This is a genomic window from Chryseobacterium rhizoplanae (assembly GCF_900182655.1).
GTDB lineage: Bacteria > Bacteroidota > Bacteroidia > Flavobacteriales > Weeksellaceae > Chryseobacterium > Chryseobacterium rhizoplanae.
In genome coordinates this window covers 258,619-278,719 of the sequence record NZ_FXTC01000002.1, presented here as the reverse complement: position 1 = coordinate 278,719, position 20,101 = coordinate 258,619, and the positions used below count along the sequence as shown (strand labels likewise).

The 20,101-nt window shown below is 36.3% G+C and carries 17 protein-coding genes; 7 read left to right on the top strand and 10 right to left on the bottom strand.

Annotated elements, in window-relative coordinates; genetic code table 11:
* The 3 genes from FN817_RS06530 to FN817_RS06520 all read left to right on the top strand — a co-directional run bounded on the left by FN817_RS06530 (position 1) and on the right by FN817_RS06520 (position 4,079).
* Positions 1 to 657, top strand: coding sequence for a phosphatidylserine decarboxylase family protein (locus FN817_RS06530; protein WP_047422254.1), 657 nt, complete (start codon positions 1 to 3; stop codon positions 655 to 657).
* Positions 658 to 1,088: 431 nt separating this feature from the next.
* Positions 1,089 to 2,081 (top strand): Two component regulator three Y domain-containing protein, encoded by a 993-nt coding sequence (locus FN817_RS06525; protein ID WP_142717241.1) that lies wholly within the window; start codon positions 1,089 to 1,091, stop codon positions 2,079 to 2,081.
* A 195-nt stretch (positions 2,082 to 2,276) separates the two neighbouring features.
* Positions 2,277 to 4,079 carry a hypothetical protein gene (locus tag FN817_RS06520; RefSeq protein WP_142717240.1) on the top strand — a complete coding sequence of 601 codons (1,803 nt, stop codon included), beginning with the start codon at positions 2,277 to 2,279 and terminating at the stop codon, positions 4,077 to 4,079.
* Positions 4,080 to 4,128: 49 nt separating this feature from the next.
* On the opposite strand, the gene FN817_RS06515 is transcribed toward FN817_RS06520, so the two are convergent.
* The 4 genes from FN817_RS06515 to FN817_RS06500 form a co-directional block, all read right to left on the bottom strand.
* Positions 4,129 to 4,476 (bottom strand): DUF1801 domain-containing protein, encoded by a 348-nt coding sequence (locus tag FN817_RS06515; protein WP_142717239.1) that lies wholly within the window; start codon positions 4,474 to 4,476, stop codon positions 4,129 to 4,131.
* 18 nt (positions 4,477 to 4,494) lie between these two features.
* Complete coding sequence (locus FN817_RS06510) at positions 4,495 to 6,333, bottom strand: ABC transporter ATP-binding protein (RefSeq protein WP_142717238.1); 1,839 nt, start codon at positions 6,331 to 6,333, stop codon at positions 4,495 to 4,497.
* A 235-nt stretch (positions 6,334 to 6,568) separates the two neighbouring features.
* Complete coding sequence (locus tag FN817_RS06505) at positions 6,569 to 7,489, bottom strand: M28 family peptidase (protein WP_142717237.1); 921 nt, start codon at positions 7,487 to 7,489, stop codon at positions 6,569 to 6,571.
* Positions 7,490 to 7,620: 131 nt separating this feature from the next.
* On the bottom strand, positions 7,621 to 8,010 hold the full coding sequence (locus tag FN817_RS06500) for a DUF4293 family protein (protein WP_142717236.1): 390 nt from the start codon (positions 8,008 to 8,010) through the stop codon (positions 7,621 to 7,623).
* 143 nt (positions 8,011 to 8,153) lie between these two features.
* On the opposite strand from FN817_RS06500, the gene rho reads away from it, so the two are divergent.
* Positions 8,154 to 9,986 (top strand): transcription termination factor Rho, encoded by a 1,833-nt coding sequence (gene rho, locus FN817_RS06495; RefSeq protein ID WP_142717235.1) that lies wholly within the window; start codon positions 8,154 to 8,156, stop codon positions 9,984 to 9,986.
* Between the two features lie 197 nt (positions 9,987 to 10,183).
* Complete coding sequence (locus FN817_RS06490) at positions 10,184 to 10,780, top strand: superoxide dismutase (protein ID WP_047376388.1); 597 nt, start codon at positions 10,184 to 10,186, stop codon at positions 10,778 to 10,780.
* A 72-nt stretch (positions 10,781 to 10,852) separates the two neighbouring features.
* Here the strand turns inward: FN817_RS06490 and FN817_RS06485 are convergent, their stop codons facing one another.
* A complete protein-coding gene (locus tag FN817_RS06485) occupies positions 10,853 to 11,272 on the bottom strand; it encodes a DUF6146 family protein (protein WP_142717234.1) in 420 nt (139 codons plus the stop codon).
* A gap of 51 nt (positions 11,273 to 11,323) precedes the next feature.
* Positions 11,324 to 12,514, bottom strand: a complete 1,191-nt coding sequence (locus tag FN817_RS06480; RefSeq protein WP_142717233.1) for an endonuclease/exonuclease/phosphatase family protein — start codon at positions 12,512 to 12,514, stop codon at positions 11,324 to 11,326.
* Positions 12,515 to 12,763: 249 nt separating this feature from the next.
* Here FN817_RS06480 and FN817_RS06475 point away from each other — a divergent pair, with 249 nt between their 5' ends.
* Both FN817_RS06475 and FN817_RS06470 read left to right on the top strand, forming a co-directional pair.
* Positions 12,764 to 15,640: a carboxypeptidase-like regulatory domain-containing protein gene (locus FN817_RS06475; RefSeq protein ID WP_142717232.1), complete on the top strand. Its 2,877-nt coding sequence runs from the start codon at positions 12,764 to 12,766 to the stop codon at positions 15,638 to 15,640.
* Positions 15,641 to 15,666: 26 nt separating this feature from the next.
* A complete protein-coding gene (locus tag FN817_RS06470; RefSeq protein ID WP_142717231.1) occupies positions 15,667 to 17,091 on the top strand; it encodes a DUF5689 domain-containing protein in 1,425 nt (474 codons plus the stop codon).
* A 94-nt stretch (positions 17,092 to 17,185) separates the two neighbouring features.
* Here the strand turns inward: FN817_RS06470 and FN817_RS06465 are convergent, their stop codons facing one another.
* The 4 genes from FN817_RS06465 to FN817_RS06450 form a co-directional block, all read right to left on the bottom strand.
* Positions 17,186 to 17,737: an inclusion body family protein gene (locus FN817_RS06465; protein WP_142717230.1), complete on the bottom strand. Its 552-nt coding sequence runs from the start codon at positions 17,735 to 17,737 to the stop codon at positions 17,186 to 17,188.
* A 275-nt stretch (positions 17,738 to 18,012) separates the two neighbouring features.
* On the bottom strand, positions 18,013 to 18,483 hold the full coding sequence (locus tag FN817_RS06460) for a DUF6702 family protein (RefSeq protein WP_228408605.1): 471 nt from the start codon (positions 18,481 to 18,483) through the stop codon (positions 18,013 to 18,015).
* Positions 18,484 to 18,541: 58 nt separating this feature from the next.
* Positions 18,542 to 19,294: an LOG family protein gene (locus FN817_RS06455; protein WP_142717229.1), complete on the bottom strand. Its 753-nt coding sequence runs from the start codon at positions 19,292 to 19,294 to the stop codon at positions 18,542 to 18,544.
* Between the two features lie 8 nt (positions 19,295 to 19,302).
* On the bottom strand, positions 19,303 to 20,016 hold the full coding sequence (locus FN817_RS06450; protein ID WP_142717228.1) for a nucleotidyltransferase family protein: 714 nt from the start codon (positions 20,014 to 20,016) through the stop codon (positions 19,303 to 19,305).
* Between the last annotated feature and the right edge of the window lie 85 nt (positions 20,017 to 20,101).

Genomic DNA, 20,101 nt, shown 5'->3' with positions numbered 1-20,101 from the left:
ATGAAATTACATAGAGAATCAAAAGGAACAATTACCGTTGCGACCATACTTTTTATTATTTTGGGAGCTTTAGCAATTTATTTCCTTAAAATATGGTCCCTGCTGATCATTATGCCTTTGTTGGTTATTTACAGTTTAGTTTTCTGGTTTTTCAGAGTTCCGGATCGTAATATCCTGGATCATAAAGAAAACGTGATCGCTCCGGTGGACGGAAAAGTGGTAATGATCAAAGAAGTGGATGAAGATGAATTTATAAAAGGGAAAGCCATTCAGGTTTCTATTTTTATGTCCCCGCTGAATGTTCACATCTGCAGATATCCGGTTTCGGGTGAGGTGATTTACAAAAAGTACCATCCGGGAAAATATCTGGTAGCCTGGCATGAAAAGTCTTCTACAGAAAATGAGAGAACCACTGTAGCCGTACAAACTTTAACCCATCATAAAGTAGTTTTCAGACAGATTGCCGGATATGTGGCAAGAAGGATTGTTTTCTATTGTAATGAAGGTGATAAAGCAAAAGCCGGGCATGAGTTCGGATTTATTAAATTCGGGTCCAGAATGGATGTATTCCTGCCTTTGGACACTGAGATTATCTGTAAGATCGGAGATATTACAAAAGGAGGTTTGGATGTTATTGCCAAACTGAAAGAAAATTAAGATTCTTATCGAATATAAACTGAAAAGAGAGCCTTCATGGCTCTCTTTTTTATTTGATGGATAGAAAGAGTAATCTGCTCATTTTGAGTTTAACTACGCATGAGTAATATTGCGTATATAGCAAAGAATGCTTTTTTGTTTGTATTAAATAACTTTGCCTGTTAAAAAAACACAAGCTATTGATACTTTTAAATGAGATAGAACAAACAGTATTAATTTTTATAAAAATGCTTTTTTATTTGATTATTTTAATGTTGGATTTTAGTAAATTGTAACTGGAAAACACAAATCATATTCTTTTATCGCTAAAAATTACAGACCTATATTTTGTTTTGTGAGTTTTTATTTAAAAGCTGTTAATATTGGAAAATTTATGCTTTCAGTAGTACAAATGCCAACCTGGGCTTGTGAAAACATAAAAAAACTACACGATGATTTATAAGTTTTTCTATAAGATGATCAATAATGAAACGGAGAAAATGAACGATGATTTTGACAGTAACTATCTGAATCTTATTAATCGTTATCTGCTTTTATTGTTTCTCATCTTCCTGTTTTATTCCGTTTTTATTATTACTTTTTTCGGGGATATGCTGATCTCAACATTTCTTACGGTTATTACCTTTTTCTGGTTGTTTCTAATGGCACTAAAAGGGAAGACAAAACGGTTTAGGAAAGTCTTGAAAACTTTTATCCTCTTTATATTTGTCTTACTGACTTTTATAGTGAATTTCTTTAATATTTATACTTATAAAAATGCAGGGGTAGAGTATTTTTATTTTTGTCTTTTGTTTGCTGTCCCATTCTTCCTGAACTATAAAAAAGATGCTTTTGCCATCTTTTTCATTACATTTATGATCAGTATTAATTTTATTGTAGTTCTGTATTTTGATTTTGACTTCTTGCCTAAGAGTCAATTTATAGAAGCCGGGGATTTTAAAACAATAAAGTTGCTTAATATTTTATTTTCCGTTGCCTCTTTCCTGATGGATATCGTTTTTATTACTCAGAAAGATGCGCTGATTCATGGCTTGATTTCTGATAAAAAAGAGAAAGATTCTACCATTAAAGATCTGGTAAAAACAAATACGGAACTGATGAAACATCAAATGTTTATCAACCATCTTTCAGAAGAGAATATTGAGGAGATTTTAAGCCTGGCAGAAAGTAATTCTCCCATGTTTTTTGAAAAATTCCAGGTATTTTTCCCTCATTTTATACCCGATGTTTTAAAAATAAATCCTAACCTTATTCATTCTGAACTGTATTTCTGTGCTTTGATGAAGCTTGATTTTGATACCAAGAAAATAGCGCAGTGTACTAATAACAGCATTCGGGCTGTGGAGAGTAAAAAATACAGGATTAGAAAAAAACTTAATATCTCCTCTGAGATCAATATCAACAGCTTTTTGATTAAAATTTAGACAAAATTTTGATTTTTGTTACTCATACATAATGTTGGGCACTGGTGGGGAGGTATTTTTGTTTTTGTGAGTTTTACTACGCGTGAGTAGTATTGCGTAGTGAGAATTAATTTGTAATTGCCTGAGGGTTATAATTTTGTGATGGTTAAATGACTTAGTCAAAAATTTTAATCATTAAACAATTATAACTTTAAAATGATGGAAACAAAATTTACAATTCCCCCAATCAAGGTCTTACTGATAGCGTTGCTCTTTGCCTTTGGACAATTTTATTCACAAGCTAATAATGGAGCGGTAGGAATTAATACTACTACCCCTAATGCTAATTCTGTTTTGGATGTTATCTCAGGAAATAACAACAAAGGAGTGCTGATTCCACGGCTTACGGAAGCACAACGAAATGCTATTGTAATTAATCAATCCAAAGATGACGGACTGACAGTTTATAATACTACAGAAGATTGTTTTAATTACTGGAGTCTTGCGGATAACGAATGGAAAAGTGTCTGCGGGCAGATGGGAAAATCTGTTTTTACTATAGATTGCTCCACATCTAAAGCAATGGGAAGCTATGTAAAAGGAAAAGAGCTTACGAATTCTAATTATCTGACTATAACGGTCAACGTTACAAAAGTTGGCAACTACACGATTTCCGGAACTACAACAAACGGATATAACTTTTACGGAACGGGAGTGTTTTTGAATACCGGAACACAAACGATACAGATTCCGGGACAGGGAACTCCTCAGAATATCCAGATAGATAACGTATCACTTGAAGCCAATGGAGCTGCTGTTACCTGTACTCCGGCGATCTCAATTACGGTATTGAGTCCTGCAGGAACATATACCATGAGCTGTGGAAATGCAACAGTAAATGGCGTGTACAAAGTAGGAACGGCTCTTACTGCGTCCAATACCATTACGTTACCGGTGAATGTTTCAACATTAGGAAGCTACACCATTACATCCAATACAGTTGACGGAATTTCTTTCAGTGGATCAGGAACATTTACAGCTACAGGAAATCAAAATATAACATTAGGCGGAACAGGAACACCATCTTCTACATCGGTGAAAACGATCACTATCACTTCAGACAGCCAGGGAGGAGTATCTACAACCTGCTCTGTAAATGTAGTGGTTGTAATTCCTAAGAAGACAGTACTTCATATAGGATTAGAAACAGCTTACGGATATAGTGCTTACACCGGTCCTTCACGAAGTCTGATGGATGCTCCGACGAATTTTGGAATAACAGCCTCAAGTATTGTCAAATATGAAGGTTTTACCCATATATCTTTAGGAAACTCACCTTCATCAGCAGCTCTTCAGACAGCTCTTAATAATAAGCCCGATATTGTTGTCATTGGCTATAACTATACACCTAATGCTACAGATGCAGGTTATATTGCTTCTTATCTTAATAAAAAAGGAGTTGTAATTGCCATGACAGATGATACAGGTACGGCGCAGAACTTATTCAGAGGAATATTCTCTGATCCTACCATTTCAGCTTCTTATGGAGGCAGTGCAGGTTCTGTTTATGCTCTTACCAATTCTGATGATCCTATCCTTAACGGACCTTTTGGGGATGTAAGAGGTAAAAACTGGGGGGAGGATGCCTCTACAACTGTCAATATTTCCGGATTGACAAGTGGATTTGTTCCTTATAGCTATGCTCAGCCAATCAACAGTACAACGGTAAGAACAGGAATTTCGGGATTAAGAAATACCAGTTTAAACTTTATATGGTTTGGCGATGGTGGTTTTTTAAGTAATGAAAATGCGAATGGAAATCAATATACAAGCAATACCATTGAACCTTTTGTAGCACCGGGTTCGGGAGGGTATTTCCCGGTTCAGAAATCTTCTTACGGATATGCGGGAAACGGATATGCAACAGGATCAATGCAGGTGCAGAATTCGATTCTTTTTGCCAATATGATCGCTTGGGCAATCAAACAGGCTGAATTCAGTGGAATAAACACACAATGATAAAGTTTTTTAAAGAGGGCTCCGGTACGATGATTCGTGCCGGAGTTTTTTATTTTATATACTTTTTAATCTCTTCCGTGAGGCTTACTATGAATTCTACCGGAAGATTTTCTTCAGGATCAATCAAGAGGATTTTAAACTTCTTTCTGCCATCCATAATCAGCTCCGGATAATCAAGTTTGTCACCGTGGTAAAAGCTGATATAATGTTTCTTGTATTTTTTGCTGTAATAAAAATAGCACAGCATTTTCTTTTTGTACTTGATAAAAGGAAGCCCGAAACTGAATGTTTCCGTAATGTTTTCGGGATCGGAGGCTAAAATAGAATCACGTAAAAATAAAAGAGTACTTCTCTCAGGCTCTTCGATTCTGTAGAAATACTCTTGTATGGGGTTCATTTTAATTAAATTAAAATCTTAGTCGAAGTTTTGAAGTTCAACAAGTTTGTTATACATTCCTTTTTTAGCGATCAGGTCATGATGTGTTCCCTGTTCTACAATATCACCTTTTTCCATCACTACGATCCAGTCTGCTTTCTGAATCGTTGAAAGACGGTGGGCAATTACCAGGGAAGTTCTGTTTTCCATCATTTTCTCCAGTGCATCCTGTACAAATCTTTCAGATTCCGTATCCAGTGCAGAGGTTGCTTCATCCAGAATCATAATTGGTGGATTTTTCAATACAGCTCTCGCAATAGAAACTCTCTGCTTCTGACCTCCGGAAAGCTTACCTCCATCATCTCCGATATTGGAATCATATCCTTCAGGAAGTCTTGTGATAAATGCATCTGCATTGGCAATTTTTGCGGCAGCAATCACTTCTTCTCTTGTAGCATCAGGTTTACCCATCAGAATATTATTGTAAACGGAATCATTGAATAATACAGATTCCTGGGTTACCATACCCAGAAGCTTGCGGTATTCATTTAATTTTAAATGTTTAATATTCGTGCCGTCAATCATGATTTCTCCTTCAGAAACATCATAGAACCTTGCTAAAAGATTGGCAATGGTTGTTTTACCACTTCCACTTTGCCCAACAAGAGCAACTGTTTTGCCTTTTGGAATAGAAAGTGAGAAGTTTTTAAGGATGGTATGGTCTTTATCGTAGTAAAAACCAATATTATTAAACTCGATTGAACTATTTAGCGTTGAGATAGAAACAGGATTTGCTATTTCATCAATTTTTACATCAGCATCCAGAATGGCTAATACTCTTTCAAGAGAAGCTTCTCCCTTCTGTACATTCGAAATTGATTGTGACAAACTTTTCACAGGAGGTAAAATCTGGAAGAAAATCCCCAGGAAAACCAAGAAGTCAGCTGGTGAAATACTTTGTTCTACAATAATTTGTTTTCCACCATACCAGGCGATAATTAAGAACGTAACCGAACCTAAAAATTCGCTCATCGGAGATGCCAGTTCTTTTTTTCTACCTAATCTTATGGAACTGTTGATCCATCTCTGCATGGACTGCATAAAACGGTTGTCCATTATTTTTTCGGCACTGAAGATCTTAATCACTTTTGTAGACTTCAATGTTTCATCTACAATTGAAAAAATAGTTCCCATTTCATTCTGAGCTTCATGAGAATCTTTTTTCAGGCTTTTTCCTATTAAAGCAATCATCGTTCCCATTACAGGTAATACCAGAAGTGAGAAAAGAGTCATCTCGGTACTTAAGAAGAAAAGAGTTACCAATGTGCTTATCAACATGAAAGGTGCATTGATTAATTCCACTAAACTTCCCAATATATTACCTTCTACTTCACCCACGTCATTTGACATACGGGACATCAGATCTCCCTTTCTGCTTTCCGTAAAAAAGGAAACAGGTAAAGCAAGAATCTTTCTGTACATCGCTCCACGAAGGTCTTTAGTAACCCCTACACGATAATTGATCAGTAAAAATGAACCTAAATATCTGAAAAGATTTCTCAGTAAAAACATAAAAGCCGTTATCACGCAAAGCCATGCCAAAACATTAAGGGCTCCATGCTCAGTTACTAAAGTCTGAACGTAATAATTGGCATATTCTTTTGCATAAGAGAAAAAATCTAAAATCTCTCCTGAATAAACAGGAGGATGACTGTATTTTTTAGCCTCTATGGTTCCGAAAAGCATCCCCAAAACCGGTAGAATAGTCCCAAGGGAAGCAATCTGAAATACAGAATACATAAGGTTGAAAAACAAACTTCCGTAGATGTATTTTTGGTGAGGTCTTGCGAACTTCAGTATTTTAATATATTGGTTCATTCAATGAAAAAATTGGATAGCAAAATTACGTAAAATTAAAAGATAAGACGTTCTTAATCCTGTTTTACTTTAATGGATATGTTTCAAAAAATGTCTTTTTGTTACAACTCAGGAGTATTGTACTTTATTTTTTATTAAATAACCGGACATTGAAATTCAATATTAAAAAATAAAAGACTGTGGCTGTTTAACAAAGAAAACCGCTGGAAAAGCGGTTCTTTATAGGATAGTTTAATTAAAATTTCACCTGATCGTTATACTTTGGATTGAAATTTTTAGGATTCAGTTTATCCAGCGTTTTTCCAAAATTATTGATAATCTGTGTCATATTATCGAAATCTACGATGTTGATATCATCATTTTCATGGTGATAATGAGAAGCTTTCGTCATATCAACGGTAGAGAATGAATGGGCAATGATTTTCTTTTTTACAAAGCTGACATTGTCTGAACGGTAAAACAGCTGTTGTTTTGCATAGGGATCTGCATTGATTTTTAATCCGTTTACAGCGTTTTTATTGAAAAGCTCATCAAGATCGGAGAATCCGTCTCCCGTCATGTATAATGCATTTTTTCCCCATTGCGATTCTGTAGCTACCATTTCAAAATTGAAAAGGGCAGTCATCTTATTATAGATAGGATCCAGGTTTTTGTCCGTTGAAATTGCTCTTGAACCCAACATTCCTTTTTCTTCTCCATTGAACGCCATGAAGACCATTGAGAATTCAGGCTTTTTATTTTTAAAATAATCGGCAATGCCTACCAGAGTTGTAATTCCGCTGGCATCATCATCTGCTCCGTTATAAATGTTGTCACCACTTTTGTCACTGGTGCCGATATGATCAAAATGCCCTGAAAATCCAAGATACTGATCTGTCTTTCCCTTTTTGACCCCGCAGACATTGTATACTGTTTTCCCATTATAATCAAATGGTACCAGATAGGATTTTCCGGTACAGTATTCCAGATTATTTTCTTTGAAGAGCTTAGCAATGTAGTTGGCAGCATTTTCATTTTCCTGAGTTCCAATTTCACGGCCCTTCATTTCGTCTGAAGCAAGAGTGGAAAGAACTGTTTTTACTTTTTCTTTGGAAACTTCCTGTGCAAAGGTAAATATGGAGAATAGTGATAAAGTAAGATAGGTTAGCTTTTTCATTGTCTTTTATTAAAAATTATATGATCTGTCGTGGTTTTGATCAAAAAGTTGCATTGAAATTACAGAATATGTGGGAAATAAAAAAACAGCTCCTAAAAGAAGCTGTTCTCACTCAAAAAATCGTTGTAAGGCTATCGAAGTCTGTCTACAGATTTTACGAGCCTCTCATCTTTACGGATATACATGTTTGCAATAAGCAGACATATTACCGCAATCAATGGGAAAATCGGCTCAATACCCTTCTCAGGAATCTGAATTCCTCCGGATAAGTTTAGTAACCAGTACGCCAATACACCAATCAACAAAACGTTTATAATGATGCTGATGGTATTCAGCAAAATTTGTCTTTTTCTGTTTTTGAAACTAAAAATACTTAATGCTCCAATGATTACAAGCAGTATACTTCCAATATTAAGTAAAGGAATACTGTCTGAAATAACAACATCCTGTCCTGTTATAAAAAGGAAAACAGCAGCTAAAACTGCTAATAACGTCCATATTGTTTGTATTCTCTGTAGCATTGAATATTAAATTCTTGGCAAAAATAACATAAATTTTGCACAATTCAAAAATAAGTGTAGATTTGCATTATACAATGTACTTGAAAACAAAAGTCACCGGACTTACTTTTCTTACTCACAATTAATTACATTTTTACATAAATATGTTTAACATAGAAACGTTAAGGTCAAAATCCGTAACGGAACTGACTAAAATCTTAAAAGATTTAGGCGTTAAAGTTGCAAGAACCAGCAATGAAAATGACAAGATCTTTGCTATTCTTGACTTTCAGGCTTCTAACCCTAAAGTTGCAAAAGATTATTTCAACGCCACAGAAACCACCAGTATAACTACTGAAGAGGCCCCAGCAGATAAACCTGTTAAAGCCCCGGCAAGAAAAGCTGCTCCGAAGAAACCAGCAGCCAAGCCAAAAACAAATACAAACACAAACCCAAAAGCTCCGGCAGAAGAACCTAAAGCAGAAGAGAAAGTAGAAGAAAAGGTATCCGCCTCTGAAGAAGTAAAACCGGAAGAGCCCAAAGCTGAAGCAGCTGTAATAACAGAAGAATCTGCAGCAAGCGCCCAGGCTAAAAAGAAAAGAAAAAGAGTTTCTACCAATATAGGTAACGCAGAAGTATCTCAGGAAAAAACAGAAGCTCCAAAAAACACAGAATCTCAAGAGCCTGCTCAGGCTGAAGAAAAGCCTAACAATCCTCAACAACAGGCTAACAGACCTCAAAAAGGACACAACCATCCACAGAACAGTGGAAACCAACATAAAAATCAAAACCAAAACCAGCACCAGCAGCATCAAAACCAAAATCAGAACAGACATTCTGAAAAGGCAGAGGAGCAGCATGACCATAAAAAAGAATTTAATTTCGATGGTTTGGTAAGTATTGAAGGGGTTTTGGAAATATTACCGGATAACTACGGATTTTTGCGTTCTTCAGATTTCAGTTATATCTCTTCTCCTGATGATGTGTATGTATCTACTGCTCAGATTAGAAATTATGGGTTGAAAACCGGAGATACTGTAAAAGGGATTGTAAGACTTCCAAAAGAAGGAGAGAAATATTTTTCACTATTAAAACCTACAGAAGTTAATGGTCGCGATCTTGCGTTCATTAAAGACCGTGTAGCTTTTGAATACCTTACACCGCTTTTCCCTGAGGAAAAATTCAATCTTGCAGGAAGCGAATCTACGGTTTCTACAAGAATTGTAGACCTATTTGCACCTATTGGAAAAGGACAGAGAGCAATGATCGTGGCCCAGCCTAAAACAGGTAAGACGATGTTGCTGAAAGATATCGCCAACTCTATTGCTGCTAACCACCCGGAAGTATACATGATGGTTCTTTTGATCGATGAACGTCCGGAAGAGGTTACTGATATGGAAAGAAGTGTAAATGCAGAAGTTATTGCTTCTACATTTGACGAAGCAGCTGAAAAACATGTGAAAGTAGCTAACCTTGTTCTGGCGAAAGCACAGAGAATGGTTGAGTGCGGGCATGATGTTGTTATCTTACTGGATTCAATCACGAGATTGGCAAGAGCATACAACACGGTTACTCCTGCATCAGGTAAAGTTCTTTCCGGTGGGGTAGATGCCAATGCTCTTCACAAGCCGAAAAGGTTCTTTGGTGCAGCAAGAAAAATCGAGGGAGGAGGATCTCTTACGATCATTGCCACTGCATTGATTGATACAGGTTCTAAAATGGATGAAGTAATCTTTGAAGAATTTAAAGGTACAGGTAACATGGAGCTTCAGTTAGACAGAAAAATTGCTAACAGAAGAATTTATCCTGCTATCGACTTAATTTCTTCAAGCACCCGTAGAGATGATCTTCTTCTGGATGAAGTAACTTCTCAGAGAATGTGGATCTTCAGAAAATACCTTTCTGAAATGAATCCTGTGGAAGCAATGGAATTTGTAAATAAAAACATTAAAGGAACTCTTAATAATGAAGAATTCCTGATGTCTATGAATAAATAAATTAATTTAATTATTGTTTAATAGAAAGCACGGGCCATTGGGTTCGTGCTTTTTATTGTCATGGAGATAAATATTTTAAAACGTAATTCATTCTAAATCAATATATCAATGTTAAAGATTTATTAAAGTAATATTCAATCCTTGATAATCCCTTAAATATTGGCTAATTTTGGAATATAACATTAAAAATAAAAATTATGTCATTTGAATTACCAAAACTAGGATATGCATATGATGCATTAGAGCCAACTATTGATGCAAGAACTATGGAAATCCACCATACAAAACACCACCAGGCATACATTGACAATTTAAATAAAGCAATTGAAGGAACTGAACTAGCAGGAAAAACTATCGAAGAAATCTGCCAGACAGGAACTGATAAACCAGCAGTAAGAAATAATGGAGGAGGACACTTCAATCACTCATTATTCTGGGAAATTTTAACTCCGGGAGGAAGCAAAGAGCCTGTAGGAAATGTAAAAGCTGCGATCGAAAATTACGGAGGTCTTGAGAAATTCAAAACTGATTTTTCTGATGCTGCTAAAACAAGATTCGGTTCAGGATGGGCTTGGTTAGTAAAAAATGCTGACGGTTCTGTATCTGTTTCTTCTACACCCAACCAGGATAACCCATTAATGCCTGTAGCAGACGTTAAAGGAACTCCGGTTTTAGGATTAGATGTTTGGGAGCACGCTTATTATTTAAACTACCAAAACAGAAGACCTGACTATGTTTCTGCATTCTTCGATGTAGTAAACTGGGATAAAGTAGAAGAATTATTCAATAAATAATTTTCAGCTATTATAAAAAATGAAAAGGTTCAGAGCAATTCTGAACCTTTTTTATTGAGTATTATTTAAAATTTATCTTATGGCATCGCTTCCGGATAAACCATTCAGCCTTAGTTTGTATTTCCAGTTTACATATACAAAAACCTGGTATAATTTATATTCAAACTTGATCCCATAATTTTCCTGAGGATCATAATCTATTCCGGATTCTATGATATTTCTGTATCTCCCGGAATTATAATAACTGTTCCATTCGTTCACCAAAAATGTGTTTTTTGTCTTCAGATAAGATTCTGTATACTGGCTGATGGGCTTGGCAACAGCGCTCAAAAAATAATCGAATTGTGTATCAATGACCGTAAGATCCCATTCTCCGTCTTCGTTTTTGGAAGGCTTCATTTCATGTTGTTCTTTATCTTTCTTTGGTGATTCCTGAGAAAAACAGCTGTAAGGTATCAATGCGATCAATACCAATAAAATAATATTTTTCATGATGAAGGTATTTATATAAAAAAAGCACTCCAATAAGAGTGCCTAACTTATTTATGGTTCTTTCTGAAGAACTACGAATGCCGGGAAGTGGTCACTGTAGCCTCCTGTAAACTGATCTCCATTCCAGGATCTGAAAGGATATCCTTTATAATTTCCTTCTTTATTAACTAAATAAGCCGGGGCAAAAATTTCTGTTTTGTACACCGAATATTCTTTAGTTACCTGATCTGAAATTACGTTTTTAGAAACAATAATCTGGTCAAACAGGTTGGGTGCATCCTGATAGGCAAGAGATGCCACGCCTTTCTTATATAAAGGATACATCAGATTCAGGTAAGGTGTTTCTTCACTTAGATCTTTAGGTGCTGCCTGAGCTTTCAGGTGGTTTTTTAAACTTGGGCTTACAGGATCATCATTAAAGTCACCCATTGCAAAAAGCTTCGTTGTTGGGTCTGCGGCTCTTATACTGTCCATTTGTTGTTTTAATAAAGCTGCAGCTGCATTTCTTTTAGGTAGAGAAATTGCTTCACCTCCTCTTCTTGAAGGCCAGTGGTTCATAAAGAATGCCACTTTTTCATTATCTAAAAACCCTGTTACAACAAGGATATCTCTCGTATACTCTCTTCTTCCGTTGTCACCGTATATTTTCAGTTCTTTTTTTAATGAATTGGTAGGGGTGAATCTTCTTTTCTGATAGATCAATGCAACGTCAATCCCTCTGTAATCATAAGAGTTGTAATGAATGATTCCGTAATCATATTTCTTTAAAGCAGGTTCGTTGATCAGATCCTGAATAACCTGTCTGTTTTCAACCTCAATTAATCCAACTACTGCCGGAGCCGTTTTAGTATACTGTGCTCCCATTTCAGAAATTACTTTGGCTTCATTGGCTAATTTTGCTTTGTAAATTTTAGTCCCGTAGTTCTTTGCACTTTTTGGGGTAAATTCTTCAGAACCACCTTGCTCTCTAACTACTTTTTTACCAATCAGAGCACCGTCGCTCCATGGTCCTTCATATTTTTCAGCTTCCAGGAATTTGATAGAATCTATAGGAATACTTCTGTGAAAAGCAGGATTTTTAATGTCTTTGGTCCCATCAATATAATCCGCTGAACGGATAGTGTCCCAAAGGTTTTCTACGTTTAAAAAACCTACAGTAGCTACTTTTCTCAGTTTTCCCTGTTGCTGTGAAAATGCCATGATCGAAATAATGATGGCAAACAGACTCGAAAATCTCTTCATCCTCTTTGAGTTATTATTAATACTATTTAATTTACAAATTTACTTTTTTTAATTCACTACGTTTTAAATATTTGTAAATTTAAGAGCAATTGTCTTAGCGTCAATTATATAATGATTCTTAAAACCTTGCAGTGTTAAGGAAAAATATGGTTAAAAAAGTGGTGAATTACAAAATTTGATTAAATTTGTGCCCCCAACTTTTAAACTGTTGAAAACTAATAAGAAAAGTATTAAAAAATAAACATACTCATGATTAAAAAATTATCATTGATCTCTTTATTTACTTTGCTGCCTGCTTCATATTATTATGCGCAGACAACAGTGTTTGCGTATCTTAAGGATGCGGAAGGAAAGCCTGTTGAGCAAGCAAGTGTAGATTTAAAAGGAGCAGGAAATGATGCAAAGGCGGACAAAATCGGATATTTTCAATTTACGGATTTGATGCCAGGACATTATCAGATTATGGTTACAAAACCAAATTTTGAAACTAAAATTTTTGAATTTGATGTAACCAGTGATGAGAAGAGAAAAGATCTTGGAGTAATTACTCTTTATTCTGCATTGAACGGTGCAGATCAGGGACTTGCTATCATAGAAGATTCGGGAGAAAGTGATAGCGGTGGTGCACAGCAAACTGCAACAGTAGGATTACTACAGTCTTCTCAGGATGTATTCAACAGAATTGCAAGTTTCGATTTAGGACCCTACTGGTTCCGCCCAAGAGGAATTGATAGCAGAACAGGGGAGAATATGATCAACGGGGTTTCTATGGCCGCTGCAGATAATGGAGATGTAGACTTTAGTACCTGGGGAGGATTGAACGAAATTACCCGTTACCCGGAAATTGCAGCTAATCATGCACCTTCTGAATATGCTTTCGGAGGAACTACCGGAGTATTTTATAAGAATACCAGAGCCAGCGAGTACAGAAAAGGAAGTCAATTGACGTACTCTCTGACCAACAGAAATTATACGAACAGATTGTCTTACAGATTCTCTTCCGGAATGAATAAGAACGGATGGGCATTTACAGGAATGATCGCAAGAAGATGGGCACAGGAAGGGATTCAGGATGGTACTGCTTATGATGCGTACAGTGGATATATTGGTATTGAGAAGAAATTCAGCGACAGCCATACCATGACTTTAAACGCCATTGGTTCCAAATATGCGAGAAGCTCTTCAAGTCCAAGTACTCAGGAAGTCTATGATTTCCGAGGTGTTCACTATAACTCTTATTGGGGATGGCAAAATGGAGATAAAAGAAATGAAAGAGTGAAAAGAGGTTTCCAGCCCATGATCCAATTGCAGGATTTCTGGAAAATCAATAAAAACTCTCAGTTATGGACCTCTGTTTCTTACCAGTTTGGTAAAGAATACAGTTCGAGGCTTGATTGGTACAGAGCTAATAACCCGTCTCCGACCTATTACCGTAACTTACCAAGCTATTGGTTAAACTATACAAATCCGTCTCCGGAACAAGCTGCCAATGTCGGAATTACAAGAGACTGGTGGACCAATGATGATCAGTCGCATACACAGATCAACTGGGATAATCTTTATAATGCCAACAGAAACGTAGAGTATAATGCTATGTTTGGAGGGAGAAGAGCTGCTTATTATCTTGTGGACGACGTAAAAGATGATAAAGTATGGAATGTCTCTACACACTATACTTATAACTTTAGCGATACCTCCCGTTTTATTTTAAACTTATCTTACCAGAACTACAGATCTGAACAGTACAGAGAAGTAAACGATCTTTTAGGAGCTGATTTTGCACTGAATATGGATCCGTTTGCATCCAATACAACTGCAGGAAGTGTTTGGGGAAAATTTAATACAAGAGAAAATGATACGGATGTTGCCAAAAGAGAAGGGGACAAAATCGGGTACAGCTATATTTTCAGAAGACAGGAATTTAAAGTAAATCCTGCTTTCAAATTTTCAACAGGGAAATTTGATGTTTTTGTTTCCGGATTATTCGGATATACAACGAACAGCAGAGAAGGTTTATTCCAGCATTATCTGTATGAGTCTTCTTACGGAAAAGGAGCAGACCAAAACTTCTGGAATGCAGGGGTTAAAGGTCAGGTTACGTATAAAATCAATGGTAGAAACTTCCTGGTTTATAACGGAGCTTACTTCTCACAGTCTCCTTTCTTAAATGATATTTATTTTAATACAAGAGTAAGCGGTGTTACCACTCCGGGAATCAAGAATGTTGTTGTTGATGCCAACGATTTGAGTTATGTAATTTCTACTCCGATTGTAAAACTTAGATTGACAGGTTACCTTGTTAATACTCAAAACGAAACAAGTGTACAAAGATATTTCGCACAGGGAGTTAAGCTGACTACTCTGACGGAAAGCGGAGATCAGACTCCTGTTCAGGATGGAGCTTTCATTACACAGGTATTGGCGGGGGCTAATAAGAGAAATATGGGGATCGAACTTGGTGCACAGGTGAAACTTACTCCTACCTTGACAGCCAGCGGATTACTAAGTGTAGGACAATATACTTATACTAATAACCCTACCGTTTATTTTGCATCTGATGCTGTAGGAACGTTCAGAGAACTTGACGGAAACGGAAATATCGTATCAAGATCTTATACCAATATGGGAGAGGCTACCCTTAAAAACTACAGACAGGGAGGAACACCTCAGGAGGCATATACATTAGGTCTTCGTTACAGCAGCCCTAAATATTGGTGGGTAGGAGCTACGTGGAACTACTTCGGACATTCGTTCCTTGACCCTTCTCCGGTAACCAGAACAGAAAGATTCTATACAAACCCTAATACACCGGGAGTTCCTTATGATAACGTAACAGAGGAAGAACTTGCAAGAATTCTGACTCCTACAAAATTACCTTCAGCATTCTTCTTCAATGTGAATGCAGGTAAATCCTGGCTGATTGGTAAGTATTATGTATTGGTGTCTGCATCGGTAAATAATATCCTTAATAACAGAAACTTTATTACAGGAGGATTTGAGCAGACGAGAAATGTTAACTATACTGACTATGCTAATGATTACGACAGCGGAAACATGGTATTCGCTCCTAAATATTGGTATAACCAGGGTAGATCCTATTTTGTTAACCTTCAATTCAGATTCTAAAAAATTAAAATTAAAAATCGAAAACAATGAAAAATATATATTTTAAAGCGGCGATCTTTAGTGCCATTTCAATGCTGGCAATCTCGTCTTGTGTAAAAACTGATGATTATGATGTGCCGGAAATTAAATGTACCAACAAATTTGCTGCGGCTAATCACCAGTTATCTGAAATTACAACCATTGCAAAAGCAAAACCTGTTGAAGCTGATATCATTAAAGAAGATTTCATCGTAGAAGCTTACGTTTCTTCAAGTGATGAATCCGGAAATCTTTACAAAATGATGTTCCTTCAGGATAAGCCTGAAAACCCAACTCAAGGTATTGAGATTGATATCGACGGCAGCAATCAATATCTTGATTATCCAGTAGGAGCTTTGGTAAGAATCAACCTTAAAGGATTGATCGTTCAGGGAGTTAATGGAAACATTAAAGTAGGTACTTATGATCCTAACTATCCTATCGGTAGAATCAACCCAAATAAAGTTTCAAATTACATGGCAAGAGTTTGCGACGGACAGAAGCCTGTAGTAGCCGCAATGAAACCATTAGAATTCAACTTTATCTCTGATGCTCTGAAAAACGGTGCGCACATTAACCAGCTTGTGAAAATAAAAAACGTTCAGTTTGAAGAGCCTGAATTGACAAAGAACTTTGCTGACGAATCAGCTACAGGGGATCGTTATATTACGGATAAAAAAGCAGGTAGATTAGATCTTCGTTTCAGTAACTTTTCAACTTTTGGAAAATCTCCGATCGCTCCTAAATATGAAAAAAGTGGTGATATCGTTCTTGTTTTAAGCCGTTTTACAAGCTCAAATAATGCAACGGTTTTCACAGATCAGGCTTATATAAGAGATCTTAATGATATCAACTTCCCTAACGCCAGATTCACTCCAGGGGAGCCGGAACTTCCTTCTGCTACTGCCGTAAATCTTTTCCCGAGCTCTGATTTTGAAAACTGGGCATCTTTCCTGTCAAGTTTAAATAGCTTTGGGCTTATGCCTTATGCATCTCAAGGTATTGGTTTGGGGTATAACGGTACAAATTCCCTTCAGATTAAAGGTACACCTGCCAATAATGACTATGTATTTACGGCGAATGCTGCGTCAGGAATACCAGCGGCTCCAAAGAGAATTACAATGTATATCAAAGGTACGGCATCAGGAAAATCACTTTCTTTTAATGTGTATAGAGCAACACCGCTTCTTCCTAATACGTCTGCTTTCTATACATTCAATTTAGGAACATTCTCTACAGGGGCTACTTTAAGCCCAGAAAGTACGAATTCATATAACGGATCTATCAACACGAACGGACAATGGAGACTGGTTGAGCTTACTCTTACAGGTCTTACCGATCTTAACGTTACCTCTGGAAAAACTATGTTTGCCCTAAAAACAGGAAAAGACGGAATATATGATCTTCAGATTGATAATATTAAAATTGAGTAATGCATTAGGATACAATATATTCTAATACACTTTATAAAAATCGGGCAGCTCGTACGAGCTGCCCGATTTTATTTATAAGAGGTTTTATTTTCGTTTACTTAACCGTAATTGTTGGATCCCAGTAAAAGTACCCGTATAAAATCTGTTTGTTACTGTCATTCGGGTCTAAAATGTAGAGTCCGAACTGTACATAGAAGTTCTCTTTTCCAGTAGATCTTACTTTTGAGTCAATACTGGCAAAGCTGATATCTGCAGAGGTGGCAGGAAGGCCGTTCAAAGAATTTACATCTGGTACAGCAGCTTGCTTTCTTCTGACAGAATTATATACGAAATTATTAAAAACCTGATCTCCTGACCAGTATTTAATATTATAAATAATAACTGCGTCATCCGAATTCTGGTAGATAGATGTTCCTCTGAATGAAACTGTATCTCCGGCTCTTGCGCTGAAGTTCAGATCAGCAGAACCCTGTCCTGAGATAGCATTGGCATTTGAAACAATCATATGCTGGCTGTTATGGTCAATTCCTACAGGTCTGTTTGGATCCGTACTTGGGCTTTTATAATTTGCCCGTACATAATCCGTGTCAATTACGATCAGGATATCTATTGCCTGACTCGATGATTTAAGTGTTGCATCGTCCATGATATTTCGTTTTTAGTTTGGTATTTCTTACTCATTTGGCTTTTCAGATTTCGCCCCGTTATTAAAGTGATTCCGGCTTCACGTGTGGTTGTAATTACAATACAAATGTACATTGCTGATAATGAAAATATTACAGTGTAAATGCTGAAAATCACAGTTAAGTATTTGTACGTAATTAATCTCTTTAATGTGAGTTTTTTTGTTTCAACAAAAAAATACCCTGAAAATTTTACTTTCCAGGGTACCCATTTTATAATGGTTAAATCTAATTCACGTTAAAAAGAAACCTCATTCACTTCTTTTCCTCTTTGGAAGTTCATTGTTTTCTGGCTGCCTTTGTAGGCGATATTCACCAGATTGATCTGCTTAGGAAAAGCGCTTAAGAGGATCGTATTTTTAATCTTTAAGGTATTGATATCTGAAACACCTCCGGTTTCAAAATATACCCATACAGTTTCTCCACTGACCTGACTTCCGGTGAAGGTTATTGTTTTAGGAGCACCATTGACAAACACATCAAAATTATTGTTCACATATTTTTTTACCTCCGCTTCAAATCCAGCCGTATTGGGGTTGATCTTGATGGCATCAGAGATGTGGCTTGTATTCATTTTTGTGGTAAACTTCAATGTCTTGCTTCCATCAACATAATCCACTTTGGTCATTGAAGAGAAAAAGTCTACATACATAAAACTCATTAACACAAAAAATGTTAAAATTCCTGATATATATAAAAGTTTTTTCATCTTAATTAATAGATTTACAATCATACTTGCTAGTTATAAGTCACAAATAATATGCCAATTAAAAATTTACATTCACAGAATATTTATCATAAAAGGCTTTAATATGTGCTACAGCCTCGTCAGCGGTATCTACCACACGATAAAGATCCAAATCATCTTCAGCAATCATTCCTTCTTTCAACAAAGTTGCCTTGAACCAATCTAATAATCCTCCCCAGAATTCGCTTCCTACCAGAACAATTGGGAATTTTCCTATTTTGTTGGTTTGAATAAGAGTCATTGCTTCAGTAAGCTCATCTAAAGTTCCGAAACCACCTGGCATTACTACAAACCCCTGAGAATATTTTACAAACATTACTTTTCTCACGAAAAAGTAATCAAAATTCATAGAATAGGATTTATTGATATAAGGATTAAAATGCTGCTCAAAAGGAAGATCAATATTCAATCCGATAGATTTTCCTTTAGCATTGAATGCTCCTTTGTTTCCTGCTTCCATAACACCGGGACCACCTCCGGTGATGATTCCGAAGCCTATTTTCGTGATTTTTTCCGCAATATCTACCGCCATTTCGTAATACTTGTTCTCCGGCTTCAAGCGGGCAGAACCAAATATAGAAACACATGGACCAATCTTGGCAAGTTTCTCATAACCGTCTACAAATTCAGCCATGACCTTGAAGACCATCCAGCTGTCTTTAGCGATTGTTTCGTCCCAGGTTTTTTGTCTGAAACTGTTATGTAGTTTTGTTTCGTTAATGTCAAGTTCCGGATTTATTAAACTTTCATCCCTAGTTCCATCAATTTCCATTGCAAAATTTATTTAAAGTGTTTTTCGGCTTCTGTTATAGATGAAGGTCTTCCGACGTCGATAAGAATACTGTCATGCACAAAACCGTGTATATGTTCGGTCTGCATCAGGTCCAGATATTCTTCCATAACAGAAAATTTGCCTGTTCTTTTTATTTTTTCGAAGATCGTAGGATTGATACAATGAATTCCGCTGAAAGCAAGCGCTTTAAAGCCTTTATTGAATTCCGCCAGCCTTTGTTCACCAGTTTGTACATTCAGCCAGCCTCTCAAAACCATATCATCATTGAAAAGGAGTTTTCTTGAGCTTTCCCTGTCGGAAACCGCTAAAGTAGCAAAATCTTTTATCTTTTTGTGGTATTCCACCAACGCATTGATGTTCAGGTCTGTGAGAATATCCGCATTCATGATCAAAAAATCTTCTCCATGATCAAGAAATTTTCTCGCAAAAATCAAGCCACCGCCTGTTTCAAGGAGCTCATTGGTTTCATCAGAGATTTCGATCCTGCATCCGAAATTATTGTTTTTATTTAAAAAATCAATAATCTGATCTCCAAAATGATGAATGTTGATGACAAAATCCTTTATGCCGAAACTTTTCAGGTAATTTATATTTCTTTCCAGAAGCGGAATTTCGTTTACTTTTGCCAACGCTTTCGGATGGTGATCTGTAAACGGTTTCAACCTGGTTCCTTTTCCTGCTGCGAAAATTAGAGCTTTCATTTTTTTATAATTGGTAAATGATAGTTGATGAATGATAAAACTTTTATAATTAATAAATGATCATTAAAATAACAGTGAAAAAATA